The organism is Cellulophaga sp. HaHaR_3_176, from assembly GCF_019021925.1.
In the GTDB taxonomy this organism is placed as follows: Bacteria; Bacteroidota; Bacteroidia; order Flavobacteriales; family Flavobacteriaceae; genus Cellulophaga.
On the sequence record NZ_CP058990.1, the window covers coordinates 3,130,248 to 3,145,874 of the forward strand.

The 15,627-nt window shown below is 31.0% G+C and carries 17 protein-coding genes; 2 read left to right on the forward strand and 15 right to left on the reverse strand.

Annotated elements, in window-relative coordinates; genetic code table 11:
* Positions 1 to 10: 10 nt before the first annotated feature.
* The 8 genes from H0I23_RS16875 to pdxA all read right to left on the reverse strand — a co-directional run bounded on the left by H0I23_RS16875 (position 11) and on the right by pdxA (position 8,250).
* The gene (locus tag H0I23_RS16875) at positions 11 to 2,239 is read right to left on the reverse strand and encodes a DUF1573 domain-containing protein (RefSeq protein WP_371736637.1); all 2,229 of its coding nucleotides are present in this window, start codon (positions 2,237 to 2,239) and stop codon (positions 11 to 13) included.
* 35 nt (positions 2,240 to 2,274) lie between these two features.
* Positions 2,275 to 2,961 carry a hypothetical protein gene (locus H0I23_RS13790; protein WP_216783875.1) on the reverse strand — a complete coding sequence of 229 codons (687 nt, stop codon included), beginning with the start codon at positions 2,959 to 2,961 and terminating at the stop codon, positions 2,275 to 2,277.
* 191 nt (positions 2,962 to 3,152) lie between these two features.
* Positions 3,153 to 4,505 carry an acetyl-CoA carboxylase biotin carboxylase subunit gene (gene accC / locus H0I23_RS13795; protein WP_216783876.1) on the reverse strand — a complete coding sequence of 451 codons (1,353 nt, stop codon included), beginning with the start codon at positions 4,503 to 4,505 and terminating at the stop codon, positions 3,153 to 3,155.
* Positions 4,506 to 4,591: 86 nt separating this feature from the next.
* Complete coding sequence (accB, locus tag H0I23_RS13800) at positions 4,592 to 5,086, reverse strand: acetyl-CoA carboxylase biotin carboxyl carrier protein (RefSeq protein WP_216783877.1); 495 nt, start codon at positions 5,084 to 5,086, stop codon at positions 4,592 to 4,594.
* A 29-nt stretch (positions 5,087 to 5,115) separates the two neighbouring features.
* The gene (locus H0I23_RS13805) at positions 5,116 to 6,114 is read right to left on the reverse strand and encodes a beta-ketoacyl-ACP synthase III (RefSeq protein WP_216783878.1); all 999 of its coding nucleotides are present in this window, start codon (positions 6,112 to 6,114) and stop codon (positions 5,116 to 5,118) included.
* A gap of 182 nt (positions 6,115 to 6,296) precedes the next feature.
* The gene (rpmF, locus tag H0I23_RS13810) at positions 6,297 to 6,494 is read right to left on the reverse strand and encodes a 50S ribosomal protein L32 (protein WP_216783879.1); all 198 of its coding nucleotides are present in this window, start codon (positions 6,492 to 6,494) and stop codon (positions 6,297 to 6,299) included.
* A gap of 8 nt (positions 6,495 to 6,502) precedes the next feature.
* Positions 6,503 to 7,039, reverse strand: a complete 537-nt coding sequence (locus H0I23_RS13815; protein WP_216783880.1) for a DUF177 domain-containing protein — start codon at positions 7,037 to 7,039, stop codon at positions 6,503 to 6,505.
* Between the two features lie 155 nt (positions 7,040 to 7,194).
* Complete coding sequence (pdxA, locus tag H0I23_RS13820) at positions 7,195 to 8,250, reverse strand: 4-hydroxythreonine-4-phosphate dehydrogenase PdxA (protein WP_216783881.1); 1,056 nt, start codon at positions 8,248 to 8,250, stop codon at positions 7,195 to 7,197.
* A 59-nt stretch (positions 8,251 to 8,309) separates the two neighbouring features.
* Here pdxA and H0I23_RS13825 point away from each other — a divergent pair, with 59 nt between their 5' ends.
* Positions 8,310 to 8,900, forward strand: coding sequence for a riboflavin synthase (locus H0I23_RS13825; RefSeq protein WP_216783882.1), 591 nt, complete (start codon positions 8,310 to 8,312; stop codon positions 8,898 to 8,900).
* A gap of 2 nt (positions 8,901 to 8,902) precedes the next feature.
* Here the strand turns inward: H0I23_RS13825 and H0I23_RS13830 are convergent, their stop codons facing one another.
* Positions 8,903 to 9,142: a putative signal transducing protein gene (locus H0I23_RS13830; protein ID WP_216783883.1), complete on the reverse strand. Its 240-nt coding sequence runs from the start codon at positions 9,140 to 9,142 to the stop codon at positions 8,903 to 8,905.
* 197 nt (positions 9,143 to 9,339) lie between these two features.
* On the opposite strand from H0I23_RS13830, the gene H0I23_RS13835 reads away from it, so the two are divergent.
* Positions 9,340 to 10,095: a sulfite exporter TauE/SafE family protein gene (locus tag H0I23_RS13835; protein WP_216783884.1), complete on the forward strand. Its 756-nt coding sequence runs from the start codon at positions 9,340 to 9,342 to the stop codon at positions 10,093 to 10,095.
* Positions 10,096 to 10,196: 101 nt separating this feature from the next.
* Here the strand turns inward: H0I23_RS13835 and H0I23_RS13840 are convergent, their stop codons facing one another.
* The 6 genes from H0I23_RS13840 to H0I23_RS13865 all read right to left on the reverse strand — a co-directional run bounded on the left by H0I23_RS13840 (position 10,197) and on the right by H0I23_RS13865 (position 15,626).
* Positions 10,197 to 10,355: a hypothetical protein gene (locus tag H0I23_RS13840; protein WP_216783885.1), complete on the reverse strand. Its 159-nt coding sequence runs from the start codon at positions 10,353 to 10,355 to the stop codon at positions 10,197 to 10,199.
* Positions 10,356 to 10,760: 405 nt separating this feature from the next.
* Positions 10,761 to 12,299: an ATP-binding protein gene (locus H0I23_RS13845; protein ID WP_216783886.1), complete on the reverse strand. Its 1,539-nt coding sequence runs from the start codon at positions 12,297 to 12,299 to the stop codon at positions 10,761 to 10,763.
* Position 12,300: 1 nt separating this feature from the next.
* Positions 12,301 to 12,789: a Rab family GTPase gene (locus tag H0I23_RS13850; RefSeq protein WP_216783887.1), complete on the reverse strand. Its 489-nt coding sequence runs from the start codon at positions 12,787 to 12,789 to the stop codon at positions 12,301 to 12,303.
* A complete protein-coding gene (locus H0I23_RS13855) occupies positions 12,776 to 13,621 on the reverse strand; it encodes a cell envelope biogenesis protein OmpA (protein WP_216783888.1) in 846 nt (281 codons plus the stop codon). The genes H0I23_RS13850 and H0I23_RS13855 overlap by 14 nt, the downstream gene beginning before the upstream one ends.
* 22 nt (positions 13,622 to 13,643) lie before the next feature.
* Positions 13,644 to 14,003 carry a fructose 1,6-bisphosphatase gene (locus tag H0I23_RS13860; RefSeq protein ID WP_216783889.1) on the reverse strand — a complete coding sequence of 120 codons (360 nt, stop codon included), beginning with the start codon at positions 14,001 to 14,003 and terminating at the stop codon, positions 13,644 to 13,646.
* Positions 14,004 to 14,189: 186 nt separating this feature from the next.
* Positions 14,190 to 15,626 carry a rubredoxin gene (locus H0I23_RS13865; RefSeq protein ID WP_216783890.1) on the reverse strand — a complete coding sequence of 479 codons (1,437 nt, stop codon included), beginning with the start codon at positions 15,624 to 15,626 and terminating at the stop codon, positions 14,190 to 14,192.
* Position 15,627: the final 1 nt, after the last annotated feature.

Here is a 15,627-nt window from a genome sequence, read left to right on the forward strand (position 1 = left end):
TTGTTTCTTTTTAATCTACTAAAGCATCAATTACATTTAAGAAATAAGCTAAACTATTTTTGTGCCCTTTCCCTTCTGGAGTGTTTAAAATCATTTCTCCCTCCATAACATTACCCTTCATTTTACCAACTCTGAAAACAACATCTTCTACATTTTCAGATACATAATTTACTTTGTTTTGGTAAGAACTAGGTACAAGACCTTCTGGTATTGAATTTATTACTTGTTTTCCATTAACATAAATACTTGTCGCACTCTGAGAAATCAATTTTTTATGTTTACCTGAAACATTAGCTGTATTTACTCCTTTTTGTATTGCCAACAATTCTTTATACGAATTACCTATAATTATTACATCGTCTTTAAAAATCATACTCAATTCAAAAGGAACATCTGGTATTTGCGCAAAATAAACACCTTCTTCAAGGCCTACTTCTCCTTCTTTAATTCCAATATTTAATAATCTTTTGAAGATTTCTCTCTCTTCTGAAGTTATCATAAATAAGAATGTTGGTATAGTTTCATCTTTTGTTTTTGTTACTTCTTTACTTTCGTAATTTTCATCATATTCATATGTCGTATAAGTAACTTCTTTTTGTTCAATACCTGTCATCACAAAAAGCATATCACCTCTAACCATATCTGCAATTGCTTCTTCATCTAGAAGAATAGAAAACAAACGAGTGCCTATTGGCACAAGATCTTCCATATGCTCTTTTTCAATACCTGCAAACATTGATTCTACCATTTTAGGGTATGATTTTAAAATACCTTCTGTACTAGCATTTACTGAAAAATATCCTTGAATTTGATCTTCATTAAAGTACTTAAAAAAATCTTTATTCATTTTACCATTATACATCTCACGATTATATTCTGCCATATTATCATTCATGGTATAAAGCGTTTTTAAACTTGCGTTATTATCTTCAAAGTTTAACTTAGCTGTTAAGCCCATACCACCGTACATTCTATTAAAGTCAAACATACCGTATGAACTCCCCATACTACCTGACATTAATTCAGATAAAGCATCTGCATAAATAGCCCCAAAATCGTCTACCCAAAGCGTAGCTTCATCATCGCCGCCAGCTATACTTTTTACATAATTTTTATTTTTAAGAATATTATCATTCGAATGTGTACCAGCAAAAATATTTTTTGCCTTTTCTAAAATAGATTCAAGTCCTTCTTTTTTACGAGCTTGTCTTTTCTCTTCTCTCAGCTTTCTTTCTTTTTCTTGATTTTTGTAATAGTCACTATCATTATAATCATTGTAATAACTATTATCATCATAAACAGATTCTGTAGTTTCAATTACTGTTTCTTCAACCTCTGTTGCTGTTGCATATATTGATTCGGTTAATTCATCATCAGTCTCTACTACATAAGCTTTAATTTTCAACTTCTGTGTAGTCTCTTCCGTATTTGCTGTTACTGTTATTGTTTTAACTATCGCATTATAGCCTGAGCCATTAAATTTAACAACTAATTCTCCCGTTTCACCTGGTGCAATCGGTGCTTCTGGTCTTTCAGGAACTGTACAGCCACAAGAGCTTTTAGCATCGGTAATTAATAAAGGAGCATCACCTGTATTTGTAAATTTAAAAATTGTTTCTTGAGGTGTCCCTTTTTTAATTGTACCAAAATCATGCTCTAATTCTTCAAAAGTCATAATTGGATAACCTCCTACCGCATCTGCAGCTTCTATTACCTCCTCAACATCATAAATTACGTCATCATCATATGAATAATCATAATCGTAATAATCATTCTCATCCTGAGATACAGTCATAAGAATCATGTTGTCATTCCACATAACTACTACTGATGAGTATTCATCAAGCTTGTATGAATATCCATTTTCTTTTACAGTTTTATTTAATTCGCTTTCTGAAAACATACTTTCAAATCCTTCTTTATTATTTAAAGGAATCAGAAAATTATGATTAAAGATACCGTCTTTAGCATCTAAAAAGTAGTAGAAATTTTGTTTTAAGTTGATTCCGAAATCCTCTAAATTAGATATTTTTCCATCAGTTTCTCTACTAAGTTCTTTTACCAAAAGTTTCCCGAATTTAGAATTTTCAAATTCTGAAACAGAAACTAAATCTGTAATATTTTTTCCTTTAATTGAAATTACCGCACTAGCACTACTCGGAATTTTAGTAATTAAATCTTGAGCAGAAGCCGTTATGGTTGCTAAGCAAAGGCTGGCAAAAAGAAGTACTTTTTTCATTATAAGTTGTTATTTGTTAATCTGTAAAGTTTTTTTTAATTTGATAATTGTATTCTATTAGAAACACTTTTCTCTCCGAGAATAAGTGACATTGCATCTATTTTAAGTAAAACAGCTTTTTTATTTGGAGACACTCTTGCATTTACATTCGAAACAGCTTTTACCTCATTTTTAAATCGATAGATACTAGTATAACTAGCTTCTTTAAATATTTTTCGATCTTCTCCATTTAAACGATAGAATGTTTTTTTTATCTTATCATCATATGAAAAATGACGCTCAAAATTATTATCTGTACTGTTATACGAAAAGTTTGTGGTATTAAATTTCGTTTGTTCCTTTTTATTTTGTTGACGAATTAAATCTTGAAATACAGCATCTAAACTGGTTACTTTATCAAAACTACACGAGATACTAAAAATGTAATTTTCATAATCTGTAGTTTTTTTAATATTTGTAATTCCTTTAATTGTTTTAAGGTGGTTTTCAGCATCTTTAAGCGCTAATTCAATATCATCCTTAGAAGGAACTTTACGACCGTTAACACTGTCTAATAACATTATTGAGGCTAACTTAGTTTTACTCTTACTCATATTAAATGTAACCAACATAGTACCACTGCCATCTGAATTTAAATTAATCTCTTCCAGAATTTCAAAACAACCAGTACATAATGTTAAGCTTAAAAATAAAAATGTGTATTGTGAGATTTTTTTAATCATGTTAGCTAATGTTACTATTGTATGTCTATAAACTTTTAAATATGTTACAAATTGTATTATTTATTTAAAAATGTTAACAGGTCAAAGAAAAAGAAAATAAGCAATAAGCACATCCCTATAAACCGTGAAATAAAAAACGGTATATCCTAAAACCAAAAACTCTGGCATTTAGCCAGAGTTTTAAATAAATGTTATTCTGTTGGTGGAGGATCCATTACAAAATCTTCCATAAATTTAGTGGTATAATTACCAGCTAAATAATCAGGATGATCCATCAATTGCCTATGAAAAGGAATTGTTGTTTTTACTCCTTCAATTACAAACTCATCTAAAGCACGCTTCATTTTATTAATTGCCTCTTCTCTTGTCTGAGCAGTTGTTATTAACTTAGCAATCATTGAATCGTAATTAGATGGAATTGTGTAACCACTATATACGTGTGTATCTAATCTTATACCGTGTCCGCCTGGTGTATGTAACGTTGTTATTTTACCTGGTGAAGGACGAAAATCGTGATAAGGATCTTCTGCATTAATTCTACATTCAATAGAGTGTAATTTTGGTAAGTAGTTTTTTCCAGAAATTGGAACACCACCTGCAACTAAAATTTGTTCTCTAATAAGATCATAATCTATTACTTGCTCTGTAATAGGGTGCTCTACTTGAATACGAGTATTCATCTCCATAAAGTAGAAGTTACGGTGTTTATCTACCAAAAACTCGATAGTACCTGCACCTTCATATTTTATATATTCTGCAGCTTTTACGGCAGCAGCTCCCATATCTTCTCGAAGTTTATCGGTCATGAAAGGAGATGGAGTTTCTTCAGTAAGTTTTTGATGACGACGCTGAACAGAGCAGTCTCTTTCTGATAAATGACAGGCTTTACCATATTGGTCACCTACAATTTGTATTTCAATATGGCGAGGCTCTTCAATAAGCTTTTCCATATACATACCACCATTACCAAAAGCAGCAGTCGCCTCTTGTACAGCACTGTTGTAAAGGTCTTCCATTTTGTCTTCACTCCAAACAGCACGCATACCTTTACCGCCACCACCAGCAGTTGCTTTTACCATAACAGGATACCCCATTTTTTTAGCAATCTTCTTAGCGTCTTCTACATCTTTTAATAAACCTTCAGAACCAGGAACACATGGTACACCTGCTTTTTTCATAGTTTCTTTAGCTGTAGCCTTATCTCCCATTTTATCTATTTGGTCACCAGAGGCACCAATAAATTTGATATCGTGTTCTGCACAAATTCTAGAAAATTTAGAATTTTCAGACAAAAATCCATATCCAGGGTGTATAGCATCTGCATTAGTAATTTCTGCAGCAGCGATTATATTAGGAATTTTTAAGTAAGATTCACTACTCGGAGCAGGTCCAATACACACCGCTTCATCTGCAAATCTAACATGTAAACTCTCTTCATCAGCTTTGGAATAAACAGCAACTGTTTTAATTCCCATTTCCTTGCAAGTTCTAATAATTCGCAAAGCAATTTCGCCTCTATTTGCAATTAATATTTTCTTGAACATCTTTTGAAATTTTAAATTTGAACCTAAATTTTAAATGATTTTAATTGGTTGAAAACAGCCAGTCAAAACTTAGCACTTAAAATTTCTTATGATGGGTCTACTAAAAATAATGGTTGATCAAATTCTACTGGTGATGAATCGTCAACTAATACTTTTACTATTTTACCAGAAACCTCTGATTCAATATCATTAAAAAGTTTCATTGCTTCAATAACACATAAAACATCACCTTTACCAATAGTACTACCTACTTCAACAAACACAGGCTTATCTGGTGATGGTTTTCTATAAAAAGTTCCAATAATTGGAGATTTGATTGTTATATATTTAGCATCTTCATCTTGCTCAGCTTTTGCTGCTATTTCAACAGAAGAAGCTCCTTCATTAGCAGCTGGCGCAGCTACTTGTTGCATCATTGGGTTGTGCATCGGTAATTGTTGCACATATGTAGTCCCTTCTGAAGAAGAACCTATAGCTCCAGTACGAATAGTTATTTTGAGATCTTTCATCTCTAATTTAACTTCGCTTGCACCTGATTTAGCTACAAATTTAATCAAGCTTTGAATTTCTTTAATATCCATCGGATTCTAGTTTAATATAGTTGAATTTTTTATTTGCTATTGTAAGCCCATTTTAAATAAATAGATCCCCAAGTAAATCCACCCCCAAAGGCAGCAAAAACTAAGTTATCTCCTTTTTTTAATTGGTTTTCGTAATCGTTTAATAATAACGGTAAAGTTGCTGATGTGGTATTACCATACTTATGTATGTTCATCATTACCTTATCATTATCTACACCCATTCTATTGGCTGTAGCATCAATAATTCTTTTATTAGCTTGGTGCGCTACAAGCCAATCAACATCAGTATCTGTTAAATCATTTCTTTTCATGATTTCAGCTGCTGCTGATGCCATATTAGAAACCGCAAATTTAAATACAGTTCTACCTTCTTGAAAAATAAAATGTTGTCTATTTTTTACAGTTTCTTCAGTTGCTGGCATTACCGAGCCACCTCCATTCATGCTTAAAAAAGATCTTCCAGAACCATCAGAACGTAAATACTCATCTTGCAAGCCTAAACCTTCTTCATTAGGCTCAAAAAGTGCAGCCCCAGCTCCATCACCAAAAATAATACATGTAGTTCTATCTGTATAATCAATAATAGACGACATTTTATCGGCTCCTATTAATAATACTTTTTTATATCTACCAGATTCTATATAACCTGCGGCAGTCGACATTCCGAATAAAAAACTAGAACAGGCCGCTAATAAATCAAAAGCAAAAGCATTTGTTGCTCCTATTTCAGAGGCAACGTATGCAGCTGTAGATGCTACTAAAGTATCGGGTGTAGCAGTACCTACAAGAACTAAATCAATTTCTTTAGGATCAATCCCTCTTTTTTTAATTAAGTCTTCTGCTGCTTTAATAGCCATATAGGAAGTACCTTCTCCCTCCTTTTTTAATATTCTTCTTTCTTTAATGCCTGTTCGTGTAGTTATCCATTCATCATTGGTATCTACTAACTCTTCCAACATTTTGTTGGTCATTATAAATTCCGGAACATAAGCCCCTACCGCCGTAATGGCCGCTGATAGTTTACTCATTTAGAAACGATTTTTCGCTGAAAACTTTAAAAAAGCAACAAATTTGGCGAAAATTAGTGATTTTTGACGACTTTTTGTAACTTTTTATCTAAAAGCTATCTTTTTTAACTCCTGATTTGTTGAAATAAAAAAACTCCCACTTAATTAAAAGTGAGAGCTTATATAATTGTACGAAAAGTTACTTACGCAACTACTTCTTCAGTATTGTCTATTAAAACCTGACCTCTGTAGTATAATTTACCTTCATGCCAGTGTGCTCTGTGGTACAAATGCATTTCTCCAGTTGTAGGGTCTTTTGCAAGAGTAGGTGCAACAGCCTTATAATGCGTTCTTCTTTTGTCTCTTCTAGTTCTGGAAATCTTCCTTTTTGGATGTGCCATTTTACAACTTATTTATCCGTTAATAACTTTTTTAATGAATCCCATCTAGGATCCGTTTCTTTTTTTTTGTTTACTTTTTTCTCTTTCGGGTGTAACTCTTCAAGTTTTGAAATTGCTTCCGATTCTAAAGTGCCATCCAAAACTCCTGGATGTACTTTTTTCAACGGAACCGCCAAAACTATCATCTCGTATGCATATTGTGATACATCTACTTTAAACTCTCCGTGAGGAAGGATTAAAATTTCGTCATTGTCATCGTTATACTCTTCCCCAAATTTTACAACTAATTCTAAATTAGCAGTTACTGGTTGGTCGTATGCTTCACTTGTAACATCACAATTTACGTTTACGGTACCCGTTGCCGTCATTTCTAACTCCAACATCGTACTCGACCTATTTAACAGTACATGCAAATCAATTGCTGCACCACCAAACTCATTATACTCAAAAGATTCAAAGAACGTATTGTCTACTTTAAAATCAAATTCATGTTTTCCCTGCTTCAATCCAGAAAAAGGAATCATAAACTCTCTATGCTTCTTCATGTTTGACACTTAAAAATTAGTGCTCCTGCCACTCAAAGGCGGGTGCAAAGATACTATTATTTTACTAAAACCCAACTTTTTACACTAAATTGTATTTTAGTTATTTTTTTTTACACTTTTTATTCACTTTAGATATAGCTATTACCTAAACTCATTTATCTAAATTCTCTTTTCAATCTAGATTTTTTTAAAGGATTTGCTGTTAATTCCGCAAACTCTTCTCTATTTCTAAATATATCAATCGCCGTAAAAACTGCTTCTTTAAAAGAACTATGGTCTGCTTTTCCCTTACCTGCAATTTCATATGCTGTTCCATGATCAGGAGATGTTCTTACTTTATTTAAGCCTGCCGTATAATTAACCCCATTACCAAATGATAAGGTTTTAAAAGGTATTAACCCTTGGTCGTGGTAAGCTGCTAAAATTGCATCAAACTTTGAATAACCATCAGAACCAAAAAAACTATCTGCTGAATAAGGGCCATAAATTAAATGTCCTGCTTCAAAAAGTTCTTTTATTATTGGTTTTAAAACTTGATCATCTTCTTTTCCAATTACTCCATTATCTCCACTATGCGGGTTTATGCCTAAAAGTGCAATTTTTGGCTTTCTAATTCCAAAATCTACTTTCAAAGAGTTTTCAATAACGCTTACTTTATTTTTTACAAGCTCGGCTGTAATAGCCCCTGCAACATCTTTTACTGCTATATGATCTGTTAACAAGCCCACTTTTAATGAATCTGTTACCATAAACATTAAGCTATCCCCTTCTAACTCTTGTGCTAAAAAATCAGTATGTCCTGGAAAATTAAAATCTTCTGACTGAATATTGTTTTTATTAATTGGTGCTGTAACCAAAACATCTATATCTCCGTCTTTTAAAGCTTTTACTGATGCTCTTAATGATTTTAATGCAAAATCACCTGCTTCTTTAGTTGCTTCTCCAAAATTTATCTTCGGAATTTCTTTCCAAACATTAACTACATTTATTTTACCATCCAAAGCTCTTGATGCCTCTTGAATACCATTATAATTAATATCTAAACCTAATTCTGTTTTTTGATAAGAGATTGTTTTATTTGATGCGAAAAAAACTGGAGTACAAAAATCTAACATCCTAGAATCTTCAAAAGTCTTAAGGGCTACCTCGCAACCAATCCCATTTAAATCGCCAATAGAAATACCTAATTTTATTTTTTTTCTTTCTTCCATATTATATTATGGCTTTATAGTAATTTTACACTGCAAAACTACTTAATTAAAACGACAACATGTTTACAGGAATTATCGAAACTTTAGGAGAAGTAAAAGAATTAAGAAAAGAAGACTCTAATCTTCATATTACTGTAAAATCTTCAATTACTCAAGAGTTAAAAATTGACCAAAGTGTTGCTCATAATGGAGTTTGCCTAACTGTTGTAGCTTTAGATGCTGAAAATTACACAGTAACGGCAATTGACGAAACACTGCAAAAAACAAATTTAGAACATTTAACGGTTGGTGAATTTGTGAATTTGGAACGCGCAATGATTTTAGGTTCTAGATTAGATGGGCATATTGTTCAAGGCCATGTAGACCAAATAGGTACTTGTACATCTGTTGAAGAAAAAGATGGCAGCTGGGTGTTTTCATTTCAATATGATGCTGGTTTGAACAACCCAACTATAGAAAAAGGATCAATAACTATTGATGGTACAAGCTTAACCGTTGTAAACTCTGGCACAAACACTTTTAGTGTTGCTATTATACCGTATACTTACGAACATACCCGTTTTAACACTTATAAAAAAGGAACTATAGTTAACCTTGAATTTGATGTGATTGGCAAATATGTTTCTAAATTAATGAAAAACAGAGACTAATTTTAATCTCCTTTTTGGGAATTAAAATTTGAAACTATGTTTTTTGCCTTTTCAATATCAAATTCTCTTACTGATAATGAAATTGTAGAATCTGTGCCCCCTGAAAAACCAGCAATGACACCCGACCTTTGCTCATTTTTTTCGATTACTCCTATTTTTGCGTCTTCTAAAAGACCTTTTAATAAAATTACAGAAACCTGATTGCCGCTATAAATTTTTGTATATGTATTTGAATTTTCCATAATGCTCGTTTTTATTAAAGTTAGATAAAATAAATCAGCTACCTCTTTTTTAATTAAACTTTAATAAAAATTTATATTTTTAATAATATCTATTAATCAGATAAAACAAAGACTATTATATTCAGTAGCCATATGACGACTTTATAAAAGATGAATAATTTCTAATACTTTTGTAACTCACCAATCAAACTTAACTTTTGCAACTATTTATTGTTTCTGATTTTTCTACCGCATCATGGGTGTTGGCTTTTTTAGCTTCAATTGTCATTGGTATCTCTAAAGCAGGTATTAAAGGAATTGCAATCATAACGGTTACGCTAATGGCTCTTGCCTTTGGGGCAAAAGAGTCTACTGGCTTCATGGTTCCTCTATTAATTGTAGGAGATATTTTTGCGGTTATCTACTACAATCGCCATACACAGTGGAAATATATTATTCGTTTTTTACCTTGGATGATTTTGGGGGTTCTTATTGGTGTTTTTATAGGTAAAGATTTAGATGAAAATACTTTTAGATACGGAATGACCATTATTATTATAAGTAGCGTTATAATGATGTACTGGTGGGATAAGAAAAAAAGTAAATCTGTACCTACACATTGGGCTTTTGCAGGTTCCATAGGTATTATGGCCGGTATTACTACTATGATCGGGAATTTAGCTGGTGCCTTTTCTAATATCTTTTTTTTAGCGATGCGATTACCAAAAAATGAATTTATTGGTACTGCTGCATGGTTATTTTTTATTGTAAATGTGTTTAAATTACCTTTTCACATTTTTGTCTGGAAAACTATTACTATTGATACTTTATTAGTTGATGCAAAACTAAGCTCGGGTATTATTTTAGGAGCTTTTATAGGAGTGCGATTAGTGAAGATTATTAAGGATGATTTTTATAGAAAAATGATTCTTATTTTAACTGCGATAGGAGCTATTCTAATACTTTTTAGATAAAAAAAAGGGCATTTGAAATTGCTTTCAAAATACCCTTTGGGGGAACATAACAAACACTTTACTATTCAACCATTGTATTAGGTTTGTTATTCTCGGCACTTTTATAACATGGTTAGTGTTTGTGCTTCTCTATCTAATTTATCAACTACTACTTTACTCTCTTTTTCTTGAATTTCATCACTATTTAATATTGGCGCCGCAACGATCCAAACCGTTATACATAGAGTACCCATTATTAAAGACGTAATTAACTGCTTCATTTCTTATCTTGATTTTCTTTCAATTTATTAATTAAATTATTTACTTTTTTTTTCAATGAAAATAAACTTAATACCAAATACAATGAAAATAAAAAGCAAAATGTACTAAGTACAAAGAAAAAATTTACCCAAAAAGATATTGTCATAACGTTGCTTATAAAACATGTTATTTCTTGATATTATATCCTCTAATTCATTAATAACAATGTAAATGTACTTTGCTGTTTATTATTTGAAGAATGATAATATACTTTTTTTAAATCTTCGATTAAAAGCGTATTAAATGCGATGAAATACTTATTTGTAGTATTTTTCTTTCATTTTTTATAAAAATAAAATTGTTCGAAATTCGAAAAAGGGACGTATAGATTTAAAAAGAGTGTGGAAAATATTAATTAAAAGATGTTATTTTTTTAAATATTTACCAATAGTAGCCATAAGCTCATCATGCTCAAAAGGCTTTGATAGAACAGCATTCATACCCGCCTTTTTATAGGCCTTAAAATTATCTTCGTATGAATACGCAGTAAGTCCTATAATAGGAATTTTTTTGATATTTTTAAAAGGAAAATCCCTAATCAACCTTGTTACTTGATCTCCTGACACACTTGGCAAATTGACATCCATAAGTATAATATCATACTCTTCATTAACCAATTGCCCCATAACCTGAGATCCATCATTAATAAGGTCAATATAGAAATAATTAGTACTTAGTAAAAACTTGAAAAGAACAGTTTGCACATTAATATCATCTTCTACCAAAAGTAAACGATACTTTTCACCTTCTTTTAAATTTATTTTGTTCTTTACACTTCCTTTTTTGACAATTACTGGTTTATTCTTAGAAAGAATTGGCTGCTTTAAAACAATATCAAAATAAAAGGTTGACCCCTTATCTACTTCTGAAATTACCCTAATTTCACTACCCATTAAATTTAGCAAACCCTTTACTATTGAAAGTCCTAAACCTGAACCCTTACGGCTTGTTTGGTTCTGGTAAATATTTAACTGAGAGAAACTCTCAAAAATACTATCAATATTATCTTCAGATATACCTATACCTGTATCAATAACCTCAAACCTTAAACTTATCTTATTTGCCCTAATCTGATTAAACTGTACATCTAAATGTACTTTACCTTTTTCAGTATATTTAAAGGCATTATCCAATAAGTTCGTAAGTGTTTGATAAAGCCTAAGCCGATCACCCTCTACAAATTCTGGAATTTTTTTATCTACTTTTAAAGTAAAAGCTACCCCAGATTCTTTTGCCTTAGTCTTATAGGTAAATTCAATTAATTGAGTTAATTGCTTTAAACTGAACAAACCATCTCTGAGCTTTAATTGCCCTGAAGAAATCATACTAATACTTAAAATATCATCTAATAATAATTTTAAGTTGGAATTGGAATCTTGTAAAAAAGAAAGCATATTCTCTTGATGAGAAGTCATTTCTGTATCAGAAAGCAATTTGGTGATTGAAATAATACTAGTAAGCGGATTTCTTAACTCATGACTAAAGTTTCGAATAAAAATATCTTTAAATCTCTCTCTCTCTTTTAGTTCTGCGTTCTTAATTGCTATAAGTTCCCCATTTATAATTGACTCATTTCGAGATTGCGCTATCAACTGATACTCAGTGTAATGCGATGTGTAATCTGAAACTACAACTAAAAAACCTTCTTTTTTTCGAGCAAATTTAATATCAGTAATATATTCTTTATCATTAAAATTTAAATGCACACAATTGAATATAACATCATTATCCAATGCATCCTTTAATGAAGAAAAGCTTTCGAAAAAAGGGTGAATACTTACTAAATAATCTTTAGGTTGAACATGAAATATCGCTTGATCAGAATCAAGAATAACCCCATCAAAATCAGTTAAAATAAACTGAATGTTTTTTACCGTATGCTCTTCTTGATACTTTTTAAGCATATTATTTTATAAGCTTAGCTAATTCTAAAAACATATCGTTAACAGCATCACCTGTTTTTGCACTTGTTAAAAAACTAGTAGTTAAATTATTGTTTTTTAATAGTATTTCTAATTCAGATTTTACAACTAAATCAGCCTTGTTACCAACAACCATTAAAGGTAATGATGGCATTTTAGATTTCACAATTTCTAAATCTGCATGTAACGATTGAAATGTTGATGGTCGAGTTACATCAAAAACAAAAACAACACCATGAGTACCTAACAAATAAGCATCACGAATCGTCTTTAAGTCGTCTGTACCTTCTAAATCCCAAAGTATAAGTGATATTTCATCATTTACCGCTATTTCTACAACTTTTTTCGTGATATGTACCCCTATTGAAACCTTGTAATTATCAGAAAAACTATCCTCAACAAACCTTCTAATCAGAGAGGTTTTACCAACTCCAAAATGACCTAATACTACTATTTTTTTAGATACTTGCATTTCTAAATTTTAAGACCAATTCTTTTTCTAAAGAAATTCTATCTACTCCTTTTTTATTTTCTGAACCTTCTAATGCAAAAATAGCATCTAAATTTTTACCACTAAAATCATTGTAAAAATCGAAAATTAAATCTTGTACTTTATTCTTTGAGCTTAAAGAATAATTACCCGAAATAACCACAGCTACATAGTAAGAAACAAAACTTTGAAGGTGAATATTATACAACTCATACTCTATGAGTTCTAAATTTTGATTTTTTTGACCAAATGCATCCTCAACAAAACCCTTAATGGCTGTGAGCATACCCGATATCATATCTTCATCTATAGTTTTAGTTTTCGAAAAACTTGCAGCAAGTATTCCCGAACCTCTTTCTATTAATAAAACTTGCTCAATAGATGCCATTGAGAGCTCACTTAAAATTAACTCCTCTTCTTTTACACCTCCAAACCAAGATCTAAATTTTATTTTCCACCGTTGTGCTGATATTTTTTTATTTATTCGCTCCGAGAGCATTTTCATCTCTTGAGAAATATATTTCTTTATCATTTTACCCAAAATTGGATAAAGTGCATCAACTATTTCTTCTTTATTTTTTCGAATTTCTTCTTTTAAAGTCGCAGTAATGGTAGGCCCCAATGATTTAGGGATTTCAGCAACAAAGTCGTCTAACTGTTTTGAAATTATAGGGTTTACTTTTTCCGAAAGCTGTTCTCTTTCGTTAACAGTTTTCTCTATAATTTCTATTCGTTTCGCAATTTTCTCTGCAAATTCCCGGTCATCAGTGAACAAAATGTCTTTTAAAAGCTCTACTTTGTCTCTTTCAACCATGGCTAATCGGATTTAGAAAAAACTATTTTTTATTCACTTTCTCGCCTAACTCAATCAATAAGTTTCCAAGTAGTTTTTTATCTAATTTTTCAGAATCTATTTGCTCTATTCTGTCTTCTAATTTTTCTTCAAGCTCAGTAACTCTGATGTTAATATCTGTAGAAACAGAGTCTATTGCAGTATTTAAATCTGTACGAACTTCTTCAATTAGCTCTTCTAAAACTTTTTTCTTATCTAGAATATCTTTCTTAAGAGCCTCAAATTCAGAATTATATTCTTGTATATTTTCTCCAAAAATTAAATTTTTGATTAAATCTATTTTTGAGCTAGCTTCTTCGCTTTTCGCGTTTAAATCTATTACCGTCTTACCGTTTGTTGACATATGTAGAGATTTTAAATGTTATGTTCCCCCTTTTTCCTATTTATAAAACTGTGTTTGTGAATGATTTAACATAATACACACGAGCTCTAAGCAAGTTCACAAAATTAGTGAATTTAACCGAAACCACAATCAATAAAGGAATTAAGAGCTTTACAGAATTAAAAATCAGCTTTTTTAATTGCCTTTTTATGAAAGTTGCAACTCTTTTATTTTAAAATTACTTTTTTGAGATGTACATACTGGGCAGCAATAATTGTCTGGTAATTGATCAAATAAAGTGCCTGCTTTTATTTCTGCACTCTCATCACCATAAACCTCATCATACACCGTATAACAAGATACACATTGGTAAACAGATCTTAATATATCTTCTGTTTTATTTTTAGGTGCTAAATCTTTTATTTCTATATGCCCCAGTTGCTCAAAGTATTTTTTACTTAACTCCATTAACAAACCTGGTAACTCAATTTTATCTACATCATGCGCATAAGCCTCATATATATGCGTATTAGGATCAAAATTTTTAAAGTGAAGAACATTATATGTTGGGCGAATTGTAAAGTCTTTTACAATAGTCGGTGGTGTGTTTTTTTCGATTATTACTGACGAAAAATGTGATCTTTTTCCAGAGTCGTTACTTAATCCAAAAGTTAGCCCGTAAGTACTAATATCATTTTGATCAAAGCTTAAAACCAAAAATTTCTTTAATTCTAATGCTTCTGCATCATCAACAGGTAAATGCCAATTCATTTCTAATTGTGAGTGACGAATATTAATTCCTCTTTGCCCTAAAAATTTTTCTAAATCTGGTCTACTTTGAGTTTTTATTCCTTTTACAATAAATGATTTCCACGGAGTAATACAAATTTTACCAATCCCATTATCTAAACAAAAGCCACAAAATTCTTTTAAAAAACTTAAATCATACCTATTATTCCTCCAATATAAGCCCAACCAATACTGATCTAACCCCATACGGTTCATACCTTCATAATATGGAAAGGTTAAGTATGGTACTTCAAGTTCTTTTTCAATAGTTTTATTATTGGTGTCTAAGTTTTTATTCAAAACAAAAAACAGCTCTTCTACGTCTTGAATATCTTCAAATATATTTTCAATAGCTTTTGATATTGTATTAATATCCCAACTATAAATTAAAACTGGGTAATAAGCAGCCTTTTCCCAATGCGGTAATTTTACATTCAAATACCAATAATCTTCACTTTCAGATGCTATAAAGTTAAGATTACCACTAAAAATTGGCACTAAACGCTGCTTTGAATCGGTGATGTTAATTTTTAAATTTGGTAAATAGTCAAAACCTTCTAAAATATATAAATAGGTAGATCCTTTTAACCAATACGTCATATCAAAAATATCAGCGCACACATAAGATGATACTATATTTTGATAAGGCCGCTCACTAATGATATCTGTATTAAATTTAGAGATACTTTCTAACTGCTCTTCTTTTGCATTATTAAGCGGAAAAAGTAAATCTTGCCTAGATCCAAAGTAAACTTCCTTGAGTCCTGCAGCTTCAAGCATTGTAATAACATCTTTAAGCTCTCCTGGTGATGTTACTCCGCCTTTTAATAGTATTCTGTGTAAATCGTCATTCATA

What these genes read in the sequence shown, in the direction of transcription:
- H0I23_RS16875 (WP_371736637.1), bottom strand. Translation starts at nt 2,239, where the DNA reads ATGAAAAAAGTACTTCTTTTTGCCAGCCTTTGCTTAGCAACCATAACG.
- H0I23_RS13790 (WP_216783875.1), bottom strand. Translation starts at nt 2,961, where the DNA reads ATGATTAAAAAAATCTCACAATACACATTTTTATTTTTAAGCTTAACA.
- accC (WP_216783876.1), bottom strand. Translation starts at nt 4,505, where the DNA reads ATGTTCAAGAAAATATTAATTGCAAATAGAGGCGAAATTGCTTTGCGA.
- accB (WP_216783877.1), bottom strand. Translation starts at nt 5,086, where the DNA reads ATGGATATTAAAGAAATTCAAAGCTTGATTAAATTTGTAGCTAAATCA.
- H0I23_RS13805 (WP_216783878.1), bottom strand. Translation starts at nt 6,114, where the DNA reads ATGAGTAAACTATCAGCGGCCATTACGGCGGTAGGGGCTTATGTTCCG.
- rpmF (WP_216783879.1), bottom strand. Translation starts at nt 6,494, where the DNA reads ATGGCACATCCAAAAAGGAAGATTTCCAGAACTAGAAGAGACAAAAGA.
- H0I23_RS13815 (WP_216783880.1), bottom strand. Translation starts at nt 7,039, where the DNA reads ATGAAGAAGCATAGAGAGTTTATGATTCCTTTTTCTGGATTGAAGCAG.
- pdxA (WP_216783881.1), bottom strand. Translation starts at nt 8,250, where the DNA reads ATGGAAGAAAGAAAAAAAATAAAATTAGGTATTTCTATTGGCGATTTA.
- H0I23_RS13825 (WP_216783882.1), top strand. Translation starts at nt 8,310, where the DNA reads ATGTTTACAGGAATTATCGAAACTTTAGGAGAAGTAAAAGAATTAAGA.
- H0I23_RS13830 (WP_216783883.1), bottom strand. Translation starts at nt 9,142, where the DNA reads ATGGAAAATTCAAATACATATACAAAAATTTATAGCGGCAATCAGGTT.
- H0I23_RS13840 (WP_216783885.1), bottom strand. Translation starts at nt 10,355, where the DNA reads ATGAAGCAGTTAATTACGTCTTTAATAATGGGTACTCTATGTATAACG.
- H0I23_RS13845 (WP_216783886.1), bottom strand. Translation starts at nt 12,299, where the DNA reads ATGCTTAAAAAGTATCAAGAAGAGCATACGGTAAAAAACATTCAGTTT.
- H0I23_RS13850 (WP_216783887.1), bottom strand. Translation starts at nt 12,789, where the DNA reads ATGCAAGTATCTAAAAAAATAGTAGTATTAGGTCATTTTGGAGTTGGT.
- H0I23_RS13855 (WP_216783888.1), bottom strand. Translation starts at nt 13,621, where the DNA reads ATGGTTGAAAGAGACAAAGTAGAGCTTTTAAAAGACATTTTGTTCACT.
- H0I23_RS13860 (WP_216783889.1), bottom strand. Translation starts at nt 14,003, where the DNA reads ATGTCAACAAACGGTAAGACGGTAATAGATTTAAACGCGAAAAGCGAA.
- H0I23_RS13865 (WP_216783890.1), bottom strand. Translation starts at nt 15,626, where the DNA reads ATGAATGACGATTTACACAGAATACTATTAAAAGGCGGAGTAACATCA.